23 protein-coding genes are annotated in these 22,342 nt (G+C 61.1%); 15 read left to right on the forward strand and 8 right to left on the reverse strand.

Annotated elements, in window-relative coordinates; genetic code table 11:
• Positions 1 to 38: 38 nt before the first annotated feature.
• The 3 genes from ACM62G_RS26050 to ACM62G_RS26060 all read right to left on the reverse strand — a co-directional run bounded on the left by ACM62G_RS26050 (position 39) and on the right by ACM62G_RS26060 (position 3,398).
• Positions 39 to 956: a ketopantoate reductase family protein gene (locus ACM62G_RS26050; RefSeq protein WP_419735929.1), complete on the reverse strand. Its 918-nt coding sequence runs from the start codon at positions 954 to 956 to the stop codon at positions 39 to 41.
• A 180-nt stretch (positions 957 to 1,136) separates the two neighbouring features.
• Positions 1,137 to 1,892, reverse strand: a complete 756-nt coding sequence (locus ACM62G_RS26055; protein ID WP_273822988.1) for a hypothetical protein — start codon at positions 1,890 to 1,892, stop codon at positions 1,137 to 1,139.
• Between the two features lie 30 nt (positions 1,893 to 1,922).
• A complete protein-coding gene (locus ACM62G_RS26060; protein ID WP_419735930.1) occupies positions 1,923 to 3,398 on the reverse strand; it encodes an alkaline phosphatase D family protein in 1,476 nt (491 codons plus the stop codon).
• Positions 3,399 to 3,831: 433 nt separating this feature from the next.
• On the opposite strand from ACM62G_RS26060, the gene ACM62G_RS26065 reads away from it, so the two are divergent.
• Positions 3,832 to 5,040, forward strand: coding sequence for an MFS transporter (locus ACM62G_RS26065; protein ID WP_419735931.1), 1,209 nt, complete (start codon positions 3,832 to 3,834; stop codon positions 5,038 to 5,040).
• A 36-nt stretch (positions 5,041 to 5,076) separates the two neighbouring features.
• Here the strand turns inward: ACM62G_RS26065 and ACM62G_RS26070 are convergent, their stop codons facing one another.
• Both ACM62G_RS26070 and ACM62G_RS26075 read right to left on the reverse strand, forming a co-directional pair.
• Positions 5,077 to 5,937, reverse strand: a complete 861-nt coding sequence (locus tag ACM62G_RS26070) for a DMT family transporter (protein WP_273822985.1) — start codon at positions 5,935 to 5,937, stop codon at positions 5,077 to 5,079.
• The gene (locus ACM62G_RS26075; RefSeq protein WP_416769078.1) at positions 5,937 to 6,821 is read right to left on the reverse strand and encodes a MurR/RpiR family transcriptional regulator; all 885 of its coding nucleotides are present in this window, start codon (positions 6,819 to 6,821) and stop codon (positions 5,937 to 5,939) included. Before ACM62G_RS26075 ends, ACM62G_RS26070 begins: the two co-directional genes overlap by 1 nt.
• A gap of 85 nt (positions 6,822 to 6,906) precedes the next feature.
• On the opposite strand from ACM62G_RS26075, the gene ACM62G_RS26080 reads away from it, so the two are divergent.
• Together ACM62G_RS26080 and ACM62G_RS26085 are read left to right on the forward strand one after the other, a co-directional pair.
• Positions 6,907 to 7,803 carry an oxidoreductase gene (locus ACM62G_RS26080; RefSeq protein ID WP_419735932.1) on the forward strand — a complete coding sequence of 299 codons (897 nt, stop codon included), beginning with the start codon at positions 6,907 to 6,909 and terminating at the stop codon, positions 7,801 to 7,803.
• A 113-nt stretch (positions 7,804 to 7,916) separates the two neighbouring features.
• Positions 7,917 to 9,029, forward strand: coding sequence for a hypothetical protein (locus ACM62G_RS26085; protein ID WP_419735933.1), 1,113 nt, complete (start codon positions 7,917 to 7,919; stop codon positions 9,027 to 9,029).
• Between the two features lie 87 nt (positions 9,030 to 9,116).
• Here the strand turns inward: ACM62G_RS26085 and ACM62G_RS26090 are convergent, their stop codons facing one another.
• On the reverse strand, positions 9,117 to 9,575 hold the full coding sequence (locus ACM62G_RS26090; RefSeq protein ID WP_273822980.1) for a winged helix-turn-helix transcriptional regulator: 459 nt from the start codon (positions 9,573 to 9,575) through the stop codon (positions 9,117 to 9,119).
• 97 nt (positions 9,576 to 9,672) lie between these two features.
• Between ACM62G_RS26090 and ACM62G_RS26095 the strand changes: the two genes are divergently transcribed.
• The gene (locus tag ACM62G_RS26095) at positions 9,673 to 10,614 is read left to right on the forward strand and encodes an aromatic alcohol reductase (protein ID WP_054062463.1); all 942 of its coding nucleotides are present in this window, start codon (positions 9,673 to 9,675) and stop codon (positions 10,612 to 10,614) included.
• A 152-nt stretch (positions 10,615 to 10,766) separates the two neighbouring features.
• Here ACM62G_RS26095 and ACM62G_RS26100 read toward each other — a convergent pair whose 3' ends face one another.
• Positions 10,767 to 10,979: a protein L gene (locus tag ACM62G_RS26100; RefSeq protein ID WP_239688016.1), complete on the reverse strand. Its 213-nt coding sequence runs from the start codon at positions 10,977 to 10,979 to the stop codon at positions 10,767 to 10,769.
• Positions 10,980 to 11,858: 879 nt separating this feature from the next.
• On the opposite strand from ACM62G_RS26100, the gene ACM62G_RS26105 reads away from it, so the two are divergent.
• From ACM62G_RS26105 to ACM62G_RS26145, 9 genes are read left to right on the forward strand one after another with little or no spacing between them, the layout of a single operon-like run.
• Positions 11,859 to 12,524, forward strand: coding sequence for a methyl-accepting chemotaxis protein (locus ACM62G_RS26105; RefSeq protein ID WP_419737563.1), 666 nt, complete (start codon positions 11,859 to 11,861; stop codon positions 12,522 to 12,524).
• 9 nt (positions 12,525 to 12,533) lie between these two features.
• Positions 12,534 to 12,902 carry a response regulator gene (locus ACM62G_RS26110; RefSeq protein ID WP_054059318.1) on the forward strand — a complete coding sequence of 123 codons (369 nt, stop codon included), beginning with the start codon at positions 12,534 to 12,536 and terminating at the stop codon, positions 12,900 to 12,902.
• Between the two features lie 24 nt (positions 12,903 to 12,926).
• Entirely contained in the window at positions 12,927 to 13,214 is a 288-nt protein-coding gene (locus ACM62G_RS26115; protein WP_054059319.1) for an STAS domain-containing protein, read from the forward strand.
• A 41-nt stretch (positions 13,215 to 13,255) separates the two neighbouring features.
• Positions 13,256 to 15,295 (forward strand): chemotaxis protein CheA, encoded by a 2,040-nt coding sequence (locus ACM62G_RS26120; protein WP_273822974.1) that lies wholly within the window; start codon positions 13,256 to 13,258, stop codon positions 15,293 to 15,295.
• Positions 15,296 to 15,324: 29 nt separating this feature from the next.
• Positions 15,325 to 16,980, forward strand: coding sequence for a methyl-accepting chemotaxis protein (locus ACM62G_RS26125; RefSeq protein ID WP_419735934.1), 1,656 nt, complete (start codon positions 15,325 to 15,327; stop codon positions 16,978 to 16,980).
• Positions 16,981 to 17,015: 35 nt separating this feature from the next.
• Positions 17,016 to 17,555 (forward strand): chemotaxis protein CheW, encoded by a 540-nt coding sequence (locus ACM62G_RS26130; RefSeq protein ID WP_273822973.1) that lies wholly within the window; start codon positions 17,016 to 17,018, stop codon positions 17,553 to 17,555.
• A gap of 9 nt (positions 17,556 to 17,564) precedes the next feature.
• The gene (locus tag ACM62G_RS26135; protein WP_273822971.1) at positions 17,565 to 18,374 is read left to right on the forward strand and encodes a CheR family methyltransferase; all 810 of its coding nucleotides are present in this window, start codon (positions 17,565 to 17,567) and stop codon (positions 18,372 to 18,374) included.
• Positions 18,371 to 18,862 carry a chemoreceptor glutamine deamidase CheD gene (cheD, locus tag ACM62G_RS26140; RefSeq protein ID WP_054059324.1) on the forward strand — a complete coding sequence of 164 codons (492 nt, stop codon included), beginning with the start codon at positions 18,371 to 18,373 and terminating at the stop codon, positions 18,860 to 18,862. Before ACM62G_RS26135 ends, cheD begins: the two co-directional genes overlap by 4 nt.
• 3 nt (positions 18,863 to 18,865) lie before the next feature.
• Positions 18,866 to 19,948 (forward strand): protein-glutamate methylesterase/protein-glutamine glutaminase, encoded by a 1,083-nt coding sequence (locus ACM62G_RS26145; RefSeq protein WP_273822969.1) that lies wholly within the window; start codon positions 18,866 to 18,868, stop codon positions 19,946 to 19,948.
• 95 nt (positions 19,949 to 20,043) lie between these two features.
• On the opposite strand, the gene ACM62G_RS26150 is transcribed toward ACM62G_RS26145, so the two are convergent.
• Entirely contained in the window at positions 20,044 to 20,994 is a 951-nt protein-coding gene (locus tag ACM62G_RS26150) for a hypothetical protein (protein ID WP_273822968.1), read from the reverse strand.
• 424 nt (positions 20,995 to 21,418) lie between these two features.
• Between ACM62G_RS26150 and ACM62G_RS26155 the strand changes: the two genes are divergently transcribed.
• Entirely contained in the window at positions 21,419 to 21,988 is a 570-nt protein-coding gene (locus ACM62G_RS26155; RefSeq protein ID WP_419735935.1) for a hypothetical protein, read from the forward strand.
• An 11-nt stretch (positions 21,989 to 21,999) separates the two neighbouring features.
• Entirely contained in the window at positions 22,000 to 22,332 is a 333-nt protein-coding gene (locus tag ACM62G_RS26160) for a hypothetical protein (RefSeq protein ID WP_419735936.1), read from the forward strand.
• Positions 22,333 to 22,342 lie beyond the last annotated feature (10 nt).

Consider the following 22,342-nt stretch of genomic DNA (forward strand, 5'->3'; position numbering starts at 1 on the left):
CGTGAGCTCAAGAGCATTCCAACCAGGTTGCACTGAAATCAACGGACCCGCCGCTGGTAAACATCCAGGTTTGTGTAAACCAGCGCCAACGTCGGCGTCGCCACACCGGCGGCGGACCCACGGGCCAGCAAATCGCCGATGATCTGATCGGCTTCTATCGTGCGCCCAGCGACCAGGTCACGGTACATCGAGGAGGTCTGTGGGGAGTCTTTCAAGGTCAGGACGCGCCGGGCCTCAGCCAGGAATCCCTCGCTGGGCGCTTCTCCAACGACGCGAACGATAGCGACGACCTCATCGATAATGCGTGTCGCAAACTCAAGTCCGCCTCGGGCCGCCACGACCTCGCCAATGCTGCCTCGCATCAGGCAGTTGATGCTGCCCATCGCGGCCAGCAAGGTCCATTTCTCCCACATTTCCCGAAGGATGGCAGGGGAGGTTCTGGCTTCAAAGCCGGCCTGGTCGAAGAGTTGATGAACCTGGCGTAGCCGCTCGGAACTGCTCCCATCCAGCTCGCCGTAGGCCATGTTGCTGAAGGTGCCCTGCTGAACGATTTGCCCTTGTTCATCCAGGCTGGTCGCCACTTTGCAAAGGCACCCGAGCAGCCGGTCAGCCCCGAAGCGCTCGGCGATCAGGTCCATGTGCCGCATCCCGTTCAACAGCGGCAGGATGACGGTGGATGGGCCTACGGCACCTGCCATGTCCGTCAAGGCAGATGCCAGCATGTAGGCCTTCACGGCCACGACGATGACGTCGTAAGGTGCCTTGATCTGGTCGACCGTGACCAGTTGAGGCCGGATTTCAATCGTTCCGGAGGGGGTCACTACACGCAGGTCATTCTCCTGAAGCTGAGAGGCACGCTGCGCACGCACCAGGAACGTCACATCTCTGCCTGCCTTGGCCAGCAGTGCTCCGAAAAAACCACCGGTAGCCCCGGCTCCTACGATCAATATGCGCACCGACGGTCTCCGCGAATCAGCTGAAACGGATGAATTTTCATTATGCGGGTATATGCCCGCAAATGACTTTAGGGCATGTGTGACTGAGGGTCAACCGGATTAAAGTTCACTCATCATCTAATCGTGAGTGGCCAGCAGGGTAGGACAATGGCTGGCCGAGGCCTGCACCTCCCAGGCACTTCATCTACCATCCTTGATCTCGTAATCGTGAGGAGTGAAGAAGCGCCCCTTGGGTGTGGGAAGACGGTTCGTCGTGTAGTGCTCATACCAGTACAGGGCCGTCGCCCAAATCGCCTCCGGGCTGGAGGCCCGTGACTCCAGGCCCGGCGTGATATCAAGGCCGGCAGAGGCAAACAGGGTTTCCAGCATGCAGGCCGATGGCAGCCCGACCCCATCGTGAATGGGGTTGGGCGTACGGGCGACGCCCCAGGCAAATGCCAGCCAGCGCAGTACGTGCTCCAGGGCATCGATATAGCTGCGCCCCTTTTCAAACAGCAGCAGCTGGCTGAGCACCGTTTCCTGTGGCACCGGAAAGGTAATCAGTGCAATGTTCTTCCACTTGCGGGTGTTGCCAAACTCGGCCAATGGGGTTTCCACGACGCCGTTGCGCTCGGTGGCGAACAGGCCATCGGCAGGCTGGAACAGCGGCACGTGGATAACGGTCGATTCCTTCAGCGAGCGCTGATGAAGTTTCAATAACAGGGCGGACGACCAGTACGACGGTAGCAGGTCGAAGCGCAGGTGCGATTGGCCGGTACGCAGCCTCCAGGACAAGGTGTCGTTGGCACCCAACAGCAGGATGTAGGATTGCTCGAGTGGTGCGTCCCCACCCAGTGCGGCGATGGCGCGTGCCAGCCAGTCGATATTGTTTTCTCTGGCCGGACGCTGCTGCTCGACGAAGTCGGGATTGGGATTGGCTACCTTGTTGAACTTCATGGGCATGGGACACCTTCCTGGCGAGGCTACTCAGGTATTGAGCAAGGTGAAAGGGCGGGTCGTCGTCGGGGGAGAGACCGGGGAGGTGATGGGGTGATAAGTGACCTTCATCTGAACGCCACTGCCCCAGCGGGAAAATTCGACAATGGCGACCTGGTTCCCGCTCCAGCGATTGTGCTTGTCGTCCTCGTTGTCTCTGGGCTTGAACTGCTTTTGCGCGCCAATGGTCGCGGCTGGCGCTTCAGGTGAGGCATGACGAAACCAGGTCTTGTGGGGGCCGAAGATACCCCTGACCTCATCCTTGAGGCTGGCCCACCGGTCCAGCACCGGCGTTACGCACAGGCTGCTTGGGGAACAGATGACTTCGGTCAGCGTGGTCCTGCCGGTACGGGTATGTACCGCTTGGGCAACCCGACTCCAATGCACGTCGCCAGTGAGGAACACCACCTGGATGCCGTATTCGGCCAGGTTGTCGAGCACCTTGATCAGTACGGCGAACTGTTGCTGATAGTTCGGCAGTTCGGCGTCCATCAATTTGCCGAACCGTGCCGGTTCGCAGAACAGGGTTTGCCCGGTGGCCAGCAGCCCTATGTGGGGTGTGCCGGCTTTCTTGTGGTCGATCAGTTGCTGTTCCCAGTCCCTGAGGGCCTGTTCGGTCTGCTCGGTCATCAGGCCCACGGGGCTGTCGAAGTCGAGCTGGCGATGGCTGCGGGTATCGATGAACAGCATGCACAGCGGCTCTATGTCCAGTCTCGTCCAGGTCCGATGGTTGTTGGGTGAGCCGCCTTGTTGGTAATCCTGGTACAGCTCTCGAGCAGCGTCGTCCCAGAAGTTCAGACCGGTAGGGGTTGGGGCGTGTTGGGTGCCTTTTTTCCAGAATTGCTCCCACGGATAGTTGTTCCAATACTCGTGGTCGTCCGGCAGGCACACGGCCGGGGCCTTGCTCAGGGCCTGCTGCAAACCACTCTGGCCGCTGAGCTCCGACAGCCAGTTACGTCTGTACTTGGCAGAAATGTCGCTGCGTAGGCCGGCTGCTGTGGAGGGCATGTCGTCCAGCGGTGGCTGGTCGAGGTAGACCTGGTCACCGGCGAACAGGGACATGTCCGGCTGCTGCGGAAGGCGTTGAATGAAACGACCCACATCCACCGGGTCGGTGCCGACGCAATAGCACGACGTCAGCAGGATCTTGAACGAGCCATGGGGAGCCGAGGGGACCTTGTCCGGTAATGAGCGCACACGCAGGAAATAGGGGGCGCCCACGTTGCCAGCCTCTACCCGAATGCGGTGTTCGATGCCCGGGCCCAGGGCGGTGAAGCTGAAGATGCCCTGATGATTCACCTGGGCGCCATCACGAATAGGGAATAGCCCTTGGGTCTCTGTCGGCTGCCAGGGGGCTCCGTCCAGCTGGAAGCTGACCTTGGGCGGGTGAGTCGTGTCGAACAGCCCCACCCACAGTCTGATTTCATCAGGAGGAGCGAGCAGGGGGCGCGCCATCAGCCGGGACATCCTTTCCTCCTACGGCCAAAAGGCCCGGATGCGGTTGATGGGAGACGGCGAAAACAGGGCTGGCCCAGGCTCGGGGTGAGGGCGCGACTGCCGGCTGGGGTCGTATGGAGTCGAAGACATGCTTACCCTCCCTGGCAAGTTGGCTTGCTAACCGGCAAGGGCGTTAGCCCGTCGTCTGTAGCGTTGAATCTAGTTCATGTCTTTTCGTTGGGGGCTGGCCGTCTGTCGGCACGCTGCGGTGCGCACTGCTGAATTCGTCGGCGTGGGGGCAGCGTTTCCAGTCGGTAGGCGAGTTGAGGTCAATACGATCACCTGGCTCTGTCTGTTCGCCTTCACCTGATAACATGGGGTTTTGGGCACGATTGATATCAAGAACTTCACCGCGTCGTTTGCGTGTACCAGGTCGATGCCGGGGGGCGATAGCCAGGTGGTGATGAACAACACAGCTTCTACACGTGGTTTGACGGCTCTGACGTGCGCGCTGCTGCTGAGCCAGTTCTTCCGTACCTGCCTCGGCGTCATGGCCCCTGAAATCCAGGCGGATCTGGACCTCTCGCCGGCGGGGTTCGGCCTGCTGTCATCCTGCTTCTTTCTCGCCTTCGGGTTTGCGCAGATCCCTGTCGGCATAGCCTTTGATCGCTATGGCGTAGGAGGGCCCACACGACGGTTGATGGCCCTTGGGGTGCTCAGCGCCGTGCTGTTTGTCTGTGCGCCTGGCGGCCTCACCGCCATGGTGGCGCAGGCCGGATTGGGGCTTGCCTGCGCCCCCATCTTCATGGGGCTGATGCACTACGCGGCCGAGGTTCTGCCGCCTGATCGTTATGTTCCGTTCGTCAGCCGTACCAATGCGCTCGGCATGCTGGGCGCGCTGTGTGCCACGGCCCCCCTGGGCTGGGTCATACAGGGCATCGGATGGCGCTCATCGATGGCGATCGCGGCCCTGGTCTTTGCCGTCGTCACCCTGAGCATATGGCGAAGCGTACAGGACCGGGGGCAAGCCCGGGAGCACAGCGAGAGCCCGACGGAAATGCTCCGGGCCAGTCTGAGCCTGCTGGCCATGCCGGCGCTCTGGACCATCATCCCGATGTGCATCGCCATGGCGGCGGGCACCTCATTCAGGAACGCCTGGGGAGGCCCCTACCTGGCCAGTGTCTTCGAGCTGGATATCGGTTCTCGAGGGTTGGCTCTGGCCGTTCTGAGTGTGGGGGCATTCTGTGTGGCCGGGCTGATGTCCTGGTTGGTCCAACGCTACGCGGTGCGCTCAACCGTCTTGAACTGGACGCTGATGACGTTCCTCGCCGCGATCGCGCTGGTGATCTGGCCCCAGGCTGGGGTGATGACCGACGTGGGCCTGCTGGCCTTGCTGGCGACGATCGGGGTGCTCCATCCGCTGGTGATGTCCCATGCCCGCAACCTGCTCAAGCCTTCGCTCAGGGGGCGCGGGCTTGGCCTGCTCAATGGGTTTGTGTTCCTCGGTTCGGCTTTTGCCTCATGGGCCTATGGCCTGATTGCCGCCGATGGGCTGCACCGCGGCTTGCCCGATGCGTCGATCTACAGCGAGATATTTGCCTTTTCGGCAGCGCTGACGCTGGTTGGCGGGCTGGCCTATGCCTTCAGCCCCCGGCGCTCTTTCCAGGATTGAAGGGGGCTGGCCCCGAGAAAGCATGGCGGGCCTTGCTCACAGGCTGATCGCCACGATTCCGGCCAGCACGATCACCGCCCCGGTGACGCGACGGGTGAGATTGCCCTCGCGAAAGAGCCAGTACGCGAGGAAAGAGCCGATGACAATGGACGACTCGCGCAGAGGCGCGACAAGGGCCACCGGCGCGCTCAGCATGGCCGTGAGAACGAGGACGTAGGCCAGCGGCGAGAGCACGGCGACGATGAGGATCGGCACCGCGTCGGCACGCAGGACGGCAGGGATCCGATGCCGGCGCCGCAGCGCCACGGGGGTCAGCATCAGGCATTGCAGCAGGAGTGTGCCTGCGTAATAGCTCAGCGGCGCCAGGTGCCACGAGGTGACCGAATAGCTGTCCCAGAGGGTGTAGCTGGCAATGGTGGCACCCGTCGCCCCTCCCCAGAACACCCCCGGCCGCGCCAGGCTGTTTGCGCTTCTGAACAGATTGCCGACAACGACGAGAATACCCACGACGATGAGCAACGCGCCGAACATCGCGACCACGGTGACCCGCTCCCCCAGCAGGAGCACCGCGACCAGCATCGTCAGCATGGGCCCCGTGCCGCGGGCGACGGAATAGACCACCCCCAGCTCTGCGCGCTGGTAACCGGCCTGCAGGATAAGGGAGTAGGCGATGTGCAATGTGGCCGAGACGGCGCAGCCCACCACGAACCGCCAATCGAACACCTGCTCACCCATGACCATGAGCGCAATGCCAATCGGCACGCAGAGCAGCGCCGAGGCGCAGCTATAGGCCCAGACGAACAGATAGGTGTCTTCGCGCTTGTATTTGGAGGCGATGTTCCACAGCGCATGGGCTGTCGCCGCGACGAGGACGAGCGCGACAGTGCCCGCGTTCATCAGTTGATGTCGGGCAGGTCGATGCCTGCCCGCTCGGCCCGACGGCTGCGCTGCGGGTCGCGCAGGGCGATGCCCGCGACCAGCGCGTCAATCACCACGAGTTGTGCCAGCCGGCTTCCCGCTGCGGCCATCTGCGCCGGCAGTGGCGCTCCGCCGACCACCAGCGCGATATCCGCGAGGGTCGCCAGTGGCGTGCCGTACTGGTTGGTGATGGCAATGAGCGAGGCCCCGGCAGAGGCGGCTGCATCGGCGATGGCGAGCGTGGATGAAGTGCGTCCGGTCGAACTGACGGCGATGACGACATCACCCGGGCCCAGGAGGCGGGTGGCGATCATCGCCGACAGGTAGTCCGGAATGCTGATGGTCGTGACGCCGACCGCGCGCAGGCGGAAGACGGCGTCGGCGGCGACCGTGGAGGAGGGGCCGGCGCCGAATGCAATCACCTGTCGTCCTGACAGGAGTGTATTGACCGCCTTGTCGAGCGCAGCGAGTTCCAGGGCCCCGCCGAGTGCGGTCAGGGCGTCGGTACCGGCGCGAATGGACGTCTCCAGCACGGCGGCCGACGTCGCGTCCGCGGCGAGGGCTTCAGGCGGCGCGAAGAACCTGGTGGTGCCGCGGGCGCGGGCGATCTCTATCTTCAGTTCGGCGAAGCCGCCGAACCCGATCGCACGCACCGCGCGAATCACGCTCGGCGGCGATACACCGGCCCGGGCGGCAACCTGCGCGGTCGTGCTGGCCCCGACGAACAGGGGATCGGCGAGCAGGACCGCGACGACCTTCGCTTCGCTTGCAGCCAGGCCACCACTACGGGCCTGAATGCTTCCGATCAATTGTCCCAAACGCTCGGCGTCGCCTGTAATGTGGTTACTATTTTCCTTTGTCATGCGTAATAGATTACAGTTGCCGGGTTGATAGCACAATCACCGTATGAACCGGTGTTCCGCCTCAGACTCGAAGGAGTGCGTTTCAATGAGCCCCACCATCAAAACAACCGTCGCTGTTCTGGGGCCGGGTGCGATCGGCACCACGATCGCCGCGGCGCTGCATGAAGTCGGCCGGACGCCGTTGCTGTGTGGACGTACGCCCCGCGACAGCCTGACGCTGCACGATGGCGATCGACTGATCGTCGTGCCCGGCCCGGTGCAGACGGATCCCGCGCCGATGGATCGACCGGTCGACCTGGTGTTTCTCGCGGTCAAGGCGACTCAAACCGCGGCGGCTGCACAATGGCTGGCGGCGTTGAGTGGTCCGCAAACCGTCGTATGCGTCCTGCAGAATGGGATCGAGCAGTTGGAGAGCGTCACCCAGCATTGCCCGCAGGCGCGCGTCGTTCCCGCAGTAGTGTGGTTCCCGGCCCAGGCGCAAGCCGATGGTTCGGTACGCTTGCGTGGCGACGTGCACATCAGCCTGCCAGACGCATCGGCCTCCCACGGGGTGGCGCAGGTACTGCAAGGCACCCGATGCTCGGTGGATCTGGCCCCGGATTTCAAGGCTCTGGCGTGGCGCAAACTGATGCAGAACGCGGCGGCCGGCCTCATGGCGCTCACGCACCGTCGTTTGGGCATGTTCAGCCGGCCCGACATGGCCAGGCTCGCCCTGGACTATCTGCAGGAGTGTCTGGCCGTGGCACGCGCCGAGGGTACCGAACTGGGCGATGAGGTGCCACAGGCCATCCTCGAGAAGTTTCAGGCAGCCCCCGCCGACATGAGCACCTCCATCCTGACGGATCGCGAAGCGGGTCGGCCACTCGAATGGGACATCCGCAACGGTGTCATTGCGCGTCGCGGCCGGGCTCTCGGTGTTCCGACACCCATCAGCGATGTCCTGGTGCCGCTTCTCGCCGCCGCAAGCGATGGCCCTGGCTGATCCAGCGGCGCGGGCTGATCGCCGATAATGCTGCCGCCCTTTGACCAGGCGGCAGATTTTTATCCCGGAGTGTGAATCAATAGCCGCCTCACAGACCAGTAAAGGTGATAGGAATGTTTGACTTCAGCCTGCTCGGGAAGAGCCGATTCGTGCGGCCTGGACCTTTGTGGCTGTTAGCGGCCTTGACGCTGCATGCTTCTTTCTCAAGTGCCCATGCAGTGGATACGCAGCCCGCTCTGGCCGATTCAGGCGCGACCAAAGACGGCTCCACAATGAACGACATTCCACCGCGCCTCCAGTGGACAGCGAACTATGGCTATTGCGGCGAGACAGCATTCATCAGCGCCGGGCTCTACTATGGCCAGTACGTTTCCCAGTTCGATACTCGTGCAATTGCCAGCCCGAATATCAACCAGTCGAAACGGGGTAGCCAGCTCCTGTTGGGCGTGAATGATGGGGTCACCGCCGCTCAGATGCGCTTGAAGTCTGTCGAGTGGGACAGCGTTACCACGCCGAACGCCAATGAATTCCTGGCATGGATCAAGGGTAATGTGCTGTCGGGCTATCCGGTCATCATGGGCGTTTACGAAAATCTTTCCAAATTCGAAGTCTCCGGAGATGAACGGGCAGGTGATGATGAGTACGACCATATCGTGCCCGTCATCGGTGTTTCGTCCACAGGGCCAGCCAACCAGTCGGCTACCTACCAGGCCGATGACATCATTACGTTCAGCGATAATGGCCTTTGGTCGCCTGATGGACCGCCGGCCTATCTTTATCGCTTCAAGTTCGGCGCCTTTCAGGCGAGCCGCCAGGAGGCCAATAATGAAAATCGACCGGTGTATTCCTTGCCTCGCGGCGGAAAAAACTATGCTGTGGCCATTACCGGAATCATCGACCGGGACGGGCAGACTCTGCCGGTTCGTCTGACCACCGACGTGAACGAAGAAAGGCCCGTGATGGGCGCCGGTTCGAACACCCGCCCTGCATCGGCCAGGGTCAACCTGACCGCCACGGTGTCGGGGCTCACCCCTGGCGTGACGTACACCCTGTACCGCTACGACAGCTTCGACAAGGTGCCCGACGCAGGTTTTAACAAACGAGCGTCCATGGCGGACAAACAGTGGAAAATCAACATCCAGACGGGGTCGACCTACGTATTGAACGAAACAATACGTTCCGATCAGGTAGCTGTATATCGAGCCGTTCCAGTTACGGCTCCATGAGCCATCTATGCAGAACGGGCATAGATCCAAATGGTCGGGCCGCGCAGAAATGGGGGCAGGGTAAGCCGTTGCTTGTAACGCAAACGATTACTCGGATGTTTCCGGATCGGATGGCATTGACGTGGGGACCTGCCATGAAGGTTTTTTGCCATCCTGGCTGTCGAAAAGGCGACGCGCCTTGCGGAAATCCTCGACGTTTTCGACGACCCAAGTCCAGATAGGGGACATACGCAGCAACAGTCCCCTACCCAGCGGTGTCAGCTCATACTCCACGCGGGGCGGGATCTCACCGAACTCCCGCCGGATCAGCAGACCGTCCCGCTCCATGGCGCGTAGCGTCTTGGTCAACATTCGCTGAGTCACACCCGCCATCTGCCTCTTGAGCTCGGCATGGCGCATCTTACCGTACACCCCCAAGGCATGCAGGATACCCAATGACCAGCGGCTCCCAGCGTGAGCGAGGACTTCCCGCCTGACGCCGTCATCCTCCTCTCTAAGGGTCTGGCAGATAGCTTCTGCCCGGCTGAGAGTTTCATGATCGGTCATTCGTCCCCCCTGGTATCACGCGTGTGCCTTCTTACGAGTGCTGCCTGAATCGTGCAGCATTCGCGCATCCTACAGGCAACAGGTCCCAGGAGAAATCATGACCGAAGTGACCCAGCTTTCCCCCCAATCCATTCTTGTTCTAGGCGCCGGCGAACTTGGCCTTCCGGTTTTGCGCAATCTCGCGCGAGTGGCAAAGCGTAAACCCGGCTCCACCCTCAGCGTCCTGCTCAGGGATTCGACCATCCACACCCAGGTGGCTGAGAAAAAGCGGGAAATCGATGAGCTTCGGCACCTGGGCATCCAGATGGTCGCCGCAGACCTGGTGAATGATTCAATCGATCAGTTGGCTGAAGTGTTCGCACGGTTCGATACCGTCATCGGCTGCGCCGGCATGGTCGCAGGTAGGGAAACCCCGATGAAATTAGCGACGGCAGCCCTCAAGTCCGGCGTGAAGCGCTACTTCCCGTGGCAGTTTGGCGTCGACTTCGAGGTGATCGGCCGGGGCAGCCCGCAGGACCTGTTCGATGCCCAGCTCGATGTGCGCGAGTTGCTTCGCGCCCAGGACAAGACGGAATGGGTCATCATCTCGACGGGCATGTTCACCAGCTTCCTTTTCGAGCCTGTATTCGAGGTGGTCGACTTCGAAAACGACACGGTGAACGCGCTGGGCAGTCTTGCCAACAGTGTGACGCTCACGACGCCAGACGACATTGGTGCGCTGACAGCGGAAATCGTTTTCTTCGAACCTCGCTTGCGCAACCAGATCGTCTACCTATCCGGCGACACTGTGACGTACGCCGAGCTTGCGAGTCTGCTCGAACACGTACTGGGACGCCCATTCAAACGTAACGTGTGGACGGTTCCGTACCTGCTTCAGGCGTTGGAGAAAGACCCCACTCATCACATCAAGAAGTACCGCGCGGTGTTCGCCCAGGGCAGGGGCGTGTCATGGCCCAAAGCGGGCACTTTCAACGAGCAGCAGTCGATTCGAGTCACCACCGCCGAGGCGTGGGCTCGGGAAAACCTGGCGGGCCGTTGAGTGCAATAGCCAGTCGCTTGAGGTCCCCGCGGAGGAGGGCGTAGGCCCATGGCGAAACCCACTGGAGAAGAACCCGGCCGGCCTGCCGATGCCTCCCGGTGGGTGCTCTGCTCAAGCATGCTGCCCGGCCGCAGGCCGTAGCAGCCGCCAGGCTAGTGGGCGGTCTTGACCACCAGGCGCCAGTGCACGCCCACCTTCTGGTCCGAGTGCCGGTGCTGGTTCCGGGGAGGGAAGTGGTCACCCTTGCGGGCGCTCAGTTCCTTGCCGCATCCGGTGCAGAGATAGATACCGGAGACCGGGACTGCAGCGTCGAATTCGTAGCTCAGATTCCACTCGTCCGAGTCACCCAGAAGTGCCATGGCCATCTTTCGATCCCTCATATGATGATGTCTGACTGCATAACGCTACTACCGCCTGGCTCAGGCCGGTTACTGGCATTTTGTCCATGCTGGATGCCCTGACAGGGCGTTCCACAGGTCGGCTACCGGCTGCCGGACAACCGCATCAGTACAAGGTTTTCAAGGACTTGGCCGTGGCGGCAACGAGGTTCGCTTCCGTACCCCGGAGCAGTCGGCTATGCTGTCTAATGGCCATAAACCAGACGGAAGGTACAGGGAAAAGGCTAAAGTGGAGGCATATCTCGCAGATAACTTCTATGTTGTCTGCATCGGCAGTGATATTCAAGGATCGAACTCATGACCCCACCTCAGTCCAGCCTTGGTTCCGTTTCTGGTCATCCGCGTTTTCGCTGGTTCGCGTTCATCCCGGTGGTACCTGCCGTTATCTGGATTCTCCTGCAATCAACGTCCCCGGCCAACCTGGCGGCCTGCGCGGTGCTGGTGCTGATCGGTTTGGGGGCCTGCGCCTGGAGTGCCGGCTCGGTGCGCGAGGTGCTGCGTCGTTCCACTGCGCGGGGACTGGCGGAGCAGGGCAGCAAAAATGCAGAGCAAGACCTCATGGCTTCGCGGGCGAAGCTGGATGAGGTGTTGCTGGGGGCCATGCCGATCTGGGCCAAGCAGGTGGAAAGTTCGCGCCTGCAGACAGAGGAGGCGATTGTCAGCCTGGTCAATCGGTTCAGTGGTATCGCCACGCGCCTGGAGGAAACGGTACAAGCCTCGCAGCAGGCGGCTGGCGAACTCGATGGCCAGGCCGCCGACGGCGCGCTCAAGGTACTGGCCCGCAGCGACAGCGAACTGAGCCAGGTGATCGATTCGCTCAAGGCCACCCAAACCAGCCGGGACCAGATGCTCGGCCAGGTGCGGGGGCTTACCGCCTATACCGGCGAATTGCGCACCATGGCCGCCGATGTCGCGGCGATTGCCGCGCAAACCAACCTGCTTGCCCTCAATGCCGCGATCGAGGCGGCCCGTGCCGGTGAGGCCGGCCGCGGTTTTGCGGTGGTGGCCGATGCGGTGCGCAACCTGTCGAGCAAGTCGAGCGAGACCGGCCAGCAGATGTCGGCCAAGGTCGATATCATCAATAACGCCATCACCCAATTGGTGGAGGCTGCTTCCAGCAGCGCCGACCAGGACAGCCATTCGGTGGGTGAGTCCGAACAGAGCATCCAGCTGGTACTCGAACGCTTCCAGAACATCACCGGGCGCCTGGCCGACTCCGCCGACCTGCTCAAGCAGGAAAGCTACGGGATTCGCGACGAGTTGACCGATGTGCTGGTCAACCTGCAATTCCAGGATCGGGTCAGCCAGATCCTCAGCCACGTGCGCGACAACATCAGTGCCTTGCACGATCACCTGCAGCAGGTCAGCCAGGCGCCGGAACGGGCCGAGGCCATCGACGTGCGGCAGTGGCTGGCGAGCATGGAGTCCACCTACGCCACCGACGAACAGCGGCGCACGCATCATGGCGCGGTCGCCACTCAGCAGACTTCACAAGACATTACCTTCTTTTAGGAGCCCATCATGGCGAAGAACGTATTAGTGGTCGACGATTCCAGCAGTGTGCGGCAAGTGGTTGGAATCGCCCTGAAAGGTGCCGGTTACGAGGTGATCGAGGCGAGCGATGGCAAGGACGCGCTGAGCAAGCTCACCGGGCAGAAGGTACACCTGATCATCAGTGACGTGAACATGCCGAACATGGACGGCATCACCTTCGTCAAGGAGGTGAAGAAACTGGCCAACTACAAGTTCACGCCTATCATCATGCTGACCACGGAGTCGCAGGAATCGAAGAAGGCCGAAGGCCAGGCCGCCGGTGCCAAGGCCTGGGTGGTCAAGCCGTTCCAGCCGGCGCAGATGCTGGCGGCGGTTTCCAAACTGATCCTGCCCTGACACTCCGATCGTGAGGAGGCTGCCATGTCCGTCACCCATGAAATCGTCGACGATACGGCTCGTGTCGGCATCGAAGGCGAGCTGACGATCTACACGGTCGCCGAGCTGGCGTCTGTGCTGTTGCCGAAGATTGGCGCGGCGCCGCGCCTGGAGCTGGACCTGTCGCAGGTCACCGAAATGGACGGTGCCGGGTTGCAGTTGCTGGCGGTCATAGAGCGTGAAGCCGGCCTCGGCGGTACGGCCCTGAGCCTGACCGGCAAGAGCCAGACGGTCATGCAAACGCTTCAACTCTGTCGCCGCAGCGCCTTGTAGCCGGCGCCGCGACCGTTTATCGATCGACAAGGAACGTCCAGGTGAGCATCAATCTCGATCAGGCACAGCAGACTTTCATCGTGGAGGCGCGTGAACTGTTGCAGACCATGGAGCAATCCCTGCTGCAACTGGAAAGCGAGCCTGGCGATCAGGATGCGATCGGCGCGATTTTCCGCGCGGCGCACACCATCAAGGGCTCTGCCGGCCTGTTCGGCCTCACGCCAATCGTCAGCTTCACCCATATCGTCGAGGATGTGCTCGATCGCCTGCGCGATGACAGTGTGGCCGTGGACGCCGCGCTGATCGCGCTGCTGCTCAAGTGCGGCGACCATATGCTTGAGCTGATCGAGGTGGTCGCCAACCGCGGCGAGGCGCTCGAACCGGCGGCGCTGGAGCGGGAAGCGGCCTTGCGGGCGGCGCTGAGTGTCTACCAGGCGCCTGCCGAGGCTGTCGAGCACGTTGAAGTCGCTGCAGCCGAAGCGGATGCGGGCACCCACGACGAGGTGCCCTGGCACATCTCCTTGCGCTTCGGCGTGGACGTGTTCCGTAATGGCATGGACCCCCTGTCGTTCCTGCGCTACCTCGATACCCTGGGACGGATGACCCAGGTGACCACCCTGACCGATGGCATCCCGGCCCTGGAAAGCTGGGATCCGGAGAGCTGCTACCTGGGTTTCGAGATCGACCTTTACTCCACCGCCGCCAGTCATGCCACCCTCAATGAAGTGTTCGACTTCGTGCGTGACGAGTGCGAAGTGCGCATCTTCATGGTTGATGAGGCCCCCGGGGATCCTGTTGGCAGGGATGTCGCGCTGTCTGAGCCGCAAGCCGCGCTTGCCGTCCCCCAGCGCCTGCCGGCGGCCAGTAAATCCAAACCCCTGGATGGCAACTATGTGCGGGTCAATGCCGACAAGCTCGACGAGTTGATCAGCCTGGTCGGCGAGCTGGTGATCGCCAGCGCCGGCGCCAGCCTGCTGGCCCGCTCCTGCAACAACGATCCGTTGCAGGAGGCCACTTCGAGCGTGTCGGGGCTGGTGGAGGAAATCCTCGATGGCGCGCTGCACCTGCGCATGATTCCGATCGGCGACACGTTCAACCGCTTCCGGCGCGTGGTACGCGACGTCAGCCAGGAACTGGGCAAGGACATCGAGCTGATCATCAACGGTGCGGAAACCGAGCTGGACAAGACGGTGGTGGAGAAAATCGGCGATCCGCTGATGCACCTGCTGCGCAATGCCATGGACCACGGTATCGAAAGCGCCGAAGCCCGGCGTGCGGCCGGCAAGCCGAGCAAGGGCCACCTGAGCCTCAATGCCTATCACGACTCGGGGAGCATCGTCATCGAAATCGCCGACGACGGCGCCGGCCTGAACCGCGAGCGCATCCTGGCAAAGGCCCAGGAGCGTGGGCTGGTCGCCAGCGGTGCGGTGCTCACCGACCAGGAAATCTACAACCTGATCTTCGAGGCCGGCTTCTCCACCGCCGAGGCGGTGACCAACCTGTCCGGGCGCGGCGTGGGCATGGATGTGGTCAAGCGCAATATCACCCTGCTGCGGGGCACCGTCGACCTGGACAGTCGTCCTGGCGAGGGGACCGTGGTGCGCATTCGCCTGCCGCTGACCCTGGCGATCATCAATGGTTTCCTGGTGGGCCTGGACCACGCGACCTACGTGATCCCCCTGGACATGGTCCAGGAATGCGTCGAGCTGGATGAGCACCAGCGCCAATCCAGCCGCAGGCAGGGCTATCTGGACCTGCGTGGCGAGGTGTTGCCCCTGGTGGACCTGCGCGAACACTTCAGGCACGAGGGGCCAGCAGCCCGGCGGCAGAACGTGGTGGTGGTGCGCTATGCCGAACACAAGGCCGGCCTGGTGGTGGACGAGTTGCTCGGTGAGTTCCAGATCGTGATCAAACCCCTGGGCAAGCTGTTTGGCGCACTGCGTGGTATCAGCGGCTCGACCATCCTGGGCAGCGGTGCGGTGGCCCTGATTCTGGATATACCGGCCTTGCTCAGCCAGATCGTACAACTGGAAGCCCGTACGGCCCAGGCACCTTTGTCGTCTCCTGTCGTTGGTCGCTGAAGTCTTTGCATTTCCATGGAGGTTCCCCGATGAAATGGTTCTACAATCTGAAAATTTCAATCAAGCTGATCAGCTCTTTCCTGGTGGTCCTGGCGCTGACCGCGGCCATGGGAGCCTTCGCCATCGTCCAATTGGGCAGCGTCAACCAGGCGGCCCAGGACATCCGGGGCAACTGGATGCCCTCCATGCGCGCCGCAGCAGGCATGCGCTTTTATGCGGCCAACTACCGGCTTAAGGAAAACCGCCACATCTCCACTGAGGTGGCCGAGGAAAAGGCCCAGGCGGAACGCGAAGCCGCCGAGGCGCGCCAGCAGTTCGAAACCAGGCTCGACACCTACGAGAAACTGGTCTCGAACGACGAGGACCGTCAGCTTCTCGATAGCGTCAAGAGCGCCTGGGCCACTTACCTGGCGGGCAGTCAGAAAGTGTTCGAGCTGTCCCGGCAGAATGAGGAGGCTCAGGCCCGTGGCGTGCTGCGCGGTGAGTCCAAGGTGCATTTTGACGAGGTCACGGGGCGCCTGGAGAAAATGATCCTGCTCAACGACGCCGGCGCCACATCGGCGGGTGACAAGGGGGCGGCGTTGTACGAAAGCTCACGCCTGTCGATCGTTGCGGCCCTGATCGTGGCGCTGGTGGTCGGCCTGGGGCTGGCCCTGTTCATCGCCCGGATCATCTCGCGTCCGTTGCGCCATGCCGCGGCTGTCGCCGAGCATCTGGCCCAGGGCAACCTCAACGCCCATATCGAACCGGGCGCCAGGGACGAGACCGGCATGGTGCTCAACGCCATGCGCAACATGGTCGGCAAACTGGCGCATATCATCGGCGACGTGCGCAACGCGGCCGACAACCTGGCCAGCGCTTCGGAGCAGGTCAGCGCCACCGCGCAATCGATGAGCCAGGCCACCAGCGAACAGGCGGCCAGCGTCGAGGAAACCAGTGCCTCGGTGGAGCAGATGAGTGCCAGCATCAACCAGAACACCGAGAACGCCAAGGTCACCGATGGCATGGCCAGCAAGGCTGCCAAGGAAGCCACCGAGGGCGGCGAGTCGGTGCAGCAGACCGTGGTGGCGATGAAGAAGATCGCCCAGCGCATCAGCATCATCGATGACATCGCCTACCAGACCAATCTGCTCGCCCTCAATGCCGCCATCGAGGCCGCACGGGCCGGCGAGCATGGCAAGGGCTTCGCGGTGGTGGCTGCCGAGGTGCGCAAGCTGGCCGAGCGCAGCCAGGTGGCCGCCCAGGAGATCGGTGAGCTGTCCTCCAGCAGCGTGGACATGGCCGAGAAGGCCGGCAAGCTGCTCGATGAAATGGTGCCGTCGATCACCAGGACCTCCGACCTGGTGCAGGAAATCAGCGCCGCCTCCGAGGAACAGGCCGCCGGTGTCTCGCAGATCAACATGGCGATGACCCAGCTCAACCAGGTCACCCAGCAGAACGCCTCGAGCAGCGAGGAGTTGGCCGCCACCGCGGAAGAAATGAGCAGCCAGGCCGAGCAGTTGCAGCAGGCCATGAGCTTCTTCGTGCTCGATTCCACTGCCAGGGCCGCTCAGGTTCGCAGCCCGGACAACCCCGGCCACGTGCCCGACCGCCAGGCCGCGCGGCCAGTGGCGCAGGCACCGCGCAAGGCGTTCGCCCACAACATGGCCGAAGCCTTGGACGAATCGGAGTTCACCCGCTTCTGATCGCAGGATCGAGGCCGGCTCAAAGGGAGAATGACATGGGCGCTGTAATGACCACCCGCCACACTGCGATCGCGACAGACGAGGATGCGCAATACCTGACCTTCATACTCGGCGGCGAGATGTTCGCCCTCGGCATTCTGGGCATCAAGGAAATCATCGAGTACGGCAGCCTCACCGTGGTGCCGATGATGCCCGCCTTTGTGCGCGGCGTGATCAACCTGCGCGGTGCCGTGGTGCCGGTGGTGGACCTGTCGGCCCGCTTTGGCCGGGCAACCTCGACCATCACCCGGCGCTCCTGTGTGATCATCATCGAGGCCCGGAGCGAGGAGGGTGAGCCCCAGGACATCGGGTTGCTGGTGGACACCGTCTCCGCGGTGCAGGACATACCGGCCGACCAGATCGAACCGCCACCCAGCTTCGGTGCGCGGATTCGCGCCGATTTCATCAGCGGCATGGCCAAGGTCGACGGCAAGTTCGTGATCGTGCTGGCGGTGGACAAGGTGTTGTCGATTGACGAGATGTCCAGCCTCGCCGAGGTCGCCCAGGCACCGGGGCTCGACCTGGACGCGCGTTAAGGTTCGAACATGTCAGACACCGCTTCTCTGGATGATCGTGAGTTCGGCCAGTTCCAATCCTGGTTGTACCGCGTGGCCGGTATCAATCTGTCGATCGCCAAGAAGGCCCTGGTGGCCGGGCGCCTGTTCAAACGCCTCAAGCATTTCGAACTGGAGACTTACGGCGAGTACTTCAGGCTGATCATGAGCGATCAGAATAAGGGGGAGCGGCAGGTCGCGCTGGATCTGCTGACCACCAATGAAACCTATTTTTTCCGCGAACCCAAGCACTTCGACTTCCTGCGTCAACAGGTCCTGCCCAAGGCCGCGCCAGGCAAGGTGTTTCGCGTGTGGAGCGCGGCCAGTTCTTCCGGCGAGGAACCCTACAGCCTGGCCATGACCCTGGCCGAACATCTGGGGACCACGCCCTGGGAGGTGGTCGGCTCGGACATCAGCACCCAGGTACTGGCTCGGGCGCGCACCGGGCATTACCCCATGGAGCGCGCTGGCACCTTGCCCACGCCGCTGCTGACCAAGTACTGCCTCAAGGGTGTTGGCCGCCAGGAGGGCACCTTCCTGATCGACAAGGCCCTGCGCAACCGGGTCAATTTTGTCCAGGTCAACCTCAATGAAAGCCTGCCCGAGCTTGGTGAGTTCGAGGTGATTTTCCTGCGTAACGTCATGATCTATTTTGACCAGAAGACCAAGAGCCAAGTGGTGGCCCGCCTGCTGCCGCGCCTGAAGTCCGGTGGTTACTTCATCATCAGCCATTCGGAAAGCCTCCACGGCGTGAATGACACGCTCAAGCTGGTGGCTCCGTCGATTTATCGCAAACCATGAAAAAGCCCGTAGATGTGAGTGAAGTGATATTGGCGCCAGGGCAGGTCAGCTTTGCCTCCCGGGCGACGCGCCTGCGTACCTTGCTGGGATCGTGCGTGGCGTTCACGTTCTGGCACCCGCAACGGCTGATCGGCGGCATGTGCCATTTCATGCTGCCGGCACGCTTGCGCCGCGACCAGTGTCTGGACGGCCGCTATGCCGACGAGGCGGTCGAGCTGCTGTTGCGGCACGCGCGCGCCCACGGCACCACGCCGCAGGATTACCAGGTCAAGCTGTTCGGCGGTGGCGAGATGTTCCCCGAGCAGCGCCGCGCCGTGTCGACGCAGGACGTGGCCCGTCTGAACATCCGCGCGGCGCTGGACCTGGCCGAGCAGCATCGGTTGCACCTGGCTGCCCAGGACATGGGCAGTACCGGCTACCGCACGATTGTATTCGACCTGTGGAACGGCAACGTCTGGGTCCGGCACCAACCAATGGGAACCCTCTAGAACATGCCTAACAGAAAAATCAGCGTGTTGCTGGTCGATGATTCGGCCGTGGTGCGCCAGGTGCTGCTGACGATTCTCAACGACACGCCGGATATCCAGGTCATGGGGGCCGCCTCCGATCCGATTTTCGCCATGGACAAGCTCGCCCGGGAATGGCCGGACGTGATCGTGCTGGACGTGGAGATGCCCCGCATGGACGGCATCACCTTCCTGCGCAAGATCATGAGCGAACGGCCGACGCCGGTGGTGATCTGCTCGTCCCTGACCCAGAAGGGCGCGGAAACCTCCCTGCAGGCGCTGTCGGCCGGCGCCGTGGAGATCATCACCAAGCCGACCACCGGGTTGAAGAATTTCCTGATCGACTCGGCGGGCGAACTGGTCGGGGCGATTCGCGCGGCGGCCAATGCCAACGTCAGGAACCTGGGCAAACGCAGCGCCCCCGTAACGCCTGCGCCGGTGCCCGCCAGCAAACTCAGCGCGGACGCGATCCTGCCCGCGGCCACCGGCCATGCCATGGCCCAGACCACCGAACGCATTGTCGCCATCGGCACTTCCACCGGCGGGACCCAGGCCCTGGAAACGGTACTGACGGCGTTGCCGCGGGTGTGCCCGGGGATGGTGGTGGTGCAGCACATGCCGGAGAAATTCACCGCCTCCTTCGCCGAGCGCCTCAACAGTCTGTGCCAGATCGAAGTCCGGGAAGCACGCAACAACGACCGCATCCTGCCCGGCCTGGCCCTGATCGCTCCGGGCGGTAAACACCTGATGGTGACCCGTAGCGGTGCCTTTTACCACGCCCAAGTCATCGACGGCCCCCTGGTCAACCGCCATCGTCCGTCGGTGGACGTGCTGTTTCGCTCCGTGGCCAAATTCGCCGGCAAGAACGCCACCGGCATCATCATGACCGGCATGGGCGACGATGGCGCGCGCGGCCTCAGGGAAATGCTCGACGCCGGCGCCACCACGGTGGCCCAGGACGAAGCCAGCTGCGTGGTGTTCGGGATGCCCAAGGAGGCGATCAAACTCAATGCCGCGCAGCGGATCATGGCGCTGCAGGACATTCACCAGGCGATTCTGCATAAGTGAATCCTGGGGCGGGCCTGCCATCATCCGGGAGGACGTCCGGCACAGAAGGTCTTTGGAGTGTGAGCAGAAGGTGGGAAGCACGTTGATGCAGGCAATCAATGCAACTCCCCTATGCTCATCCCCGAGGCCTTCTGTATGGCGCAGGCGAAATCATGCATGGAATGATTCGATACAGCGTTACCGCCAACGAGCAGGCTGTAACGAACACCTCTGATGCTCGGGTCGACAGATGATGGCCTAACGAACAGACTGGTGAATGATCGCAGCACAGCAAGGCCTTCACCGCGCTCATAGATTCTGTCGATAGACAGTCCCACACGGTTTACATCACGGGTCGCTGGATCCACGCTGAAGTATCCTGTTACGGGCGATGGATCAAATGCATACACGTGGGACACCTTCAGGTTCGCAGGTGTGGCAGGAAGGGCATAGGCAAACTGCTGGGCCAATCCCCCGCCAAGAGAGTGGCCGGTGGAAATCAGCTTGGCGTCGGCTAGCCAGCGTCCCTGTGCTGATCGGCTACGGTCTGAATACTCTTGCACGAAAGCAGGCGCAAAGTCTCTCACCAGGCGCGTGTACTCGTCGTCAACCTTGAACGTGAACCAGCGGAGATTCGATTTCCAATCCTTGCCGCTTTTGAACACGGTGCCACCAAACGCAACCACAACCTGCTTCAGGTCACGGTTCTCCCAGACTTCCGCACGAAGGTGGGAATCTCTCATGACCGTATCCAGGTGGCCATTGGGAAGTGGGAAATTAGTCCAGCGTGTCCAACCATGCTTTGCCAGTACCTGATTGGCAGTCGTTCCCTGGCAGATATCTTTGGGCTCATCGACAACAACACGCGCGTACGCGGCGTCGGACAACCAAGCATATTGCCAATGATTCTTCGCTTCGATTTGATTGGGAAATGGCTTGCCCAAGAGTCGATTGCCAGGTTCGCGGACTACCACTTCATCATGTGTCTGGTTAAAGGCGGCACAACCACTCAAGATTATTGGTATTAGCAAGGAACGGCCAAGTACAGTTATACGATAAGTTGCCATCACTTCTTTCCCTATCGATGGTGAAAAAACTAGCTCATCCCTGCCGTTGATGCAGATTGATTTAGAGTATTGGCAATTTGCCATTATCTTGCGTAATTGATTTTCTATTGAAATGGATCGTCCGGTGACTGCTTTTTGACGTCATTTTTTGAAGTTCGTGAAGGTTCGCCCCAGCCCATGAGATGCGCCACTCCCCATCGTCGCCTTGCCATTCGGACCGCTCCGACTGGTCGACGAGTGGCATATTGCCATCTTTCTATTTCTAACTATGCTCAATCAGTGTCAGCTTTGCTGGCAAAGGGACTTGTATAGGCTGACAAGATACATCTCCGGTCTACCCACAGCCAACGCACGCCTATCCAGTTCCCTGCATGTAGTAGTCCAATAACTGTCAACGAGCGTCAGCAGGATGATAGCTAAATGCATGAGTAGGACGGCTATATTTATAGTTGCACTTTCCTCGATCGAGGCGTGTACATCCATCCAGCTTGTATCCCGGTACGATGAAAACATAGATAAACAAACTCAGGAGTTGCAGAAGTCACTTGACAGGCACTTAACGTCTCTTCGTTTTTCCAGCGATGATGCCCTGAAATACGAAGCAAATCAAAAATTTTATACCGATGTCCTGTCAGATATAAATGCAATTGGCGTAAGGGCAAGCGCAATCTACAAAAATAAACTGACGATCCAACAGCTAGAGCTGGCGGAGCAAAACCTCGCCTGGCTAGTTCTTCTCAATAAAAGATGTATCGATGGGGCTCTCTCGATTGAGCAAAAAGAAAAAGTCAAGAGTAACGGCGTTGATCTCTCTATGGACTGCAAAACCGAAAATGGGGCTACAAAGAACGAGCCAAATAGAGGGGGGCAAAAGCTGAAGCGCGCATTCATAGAGCCAGTGAGAAATATGTTTAACCAAAATCTTGGAGCAATTATGGCGCTTGAGTTGGCTAAAAAACGCGGCGACGGCAATGACGAAGAATCAAGTAAATAAGGGGCGTGAAAATGGCAAGCATAAAAATTGATGAAATTTTTCCGCTCATGGTTGCTGCGGCAAAATTAGAGTTTGGTAAAAAATGGCCAGCCATTAAGGACTATGCTGAGGCGGAGCTGGAGAAACTGGCAAGAACCTTGGTGCAAATTGAAAAATTGAAGCTCACCAATCAAATAGATGAAGGTGAAGCCAGCGTACTCCTGGAAATGCAGAGGAATACGGCAAGAGCCGTCATGCTGGCTTTAGAGGGCATGAGCCTGATACTGGTTGAGGCAGCAATAAATGCAGCGCTTCAAGCAGCTAAAAAAATAGTCAATGACACTATTGGGTTTGTTTTGCTCTGATTCAATAAGC

Source organism: Pseudomonas sp. COR18, assembly GCF_048568395.1.
In the GTDB taxonomy this organism is placed as follows: Bacteria; Pseudomonadota; Gammaproteobacteria; order Pseudomonadales; family Pseudomonadaceae; genus Aquipseudomonas; species Aquipseudomonas fuscovaginae_B.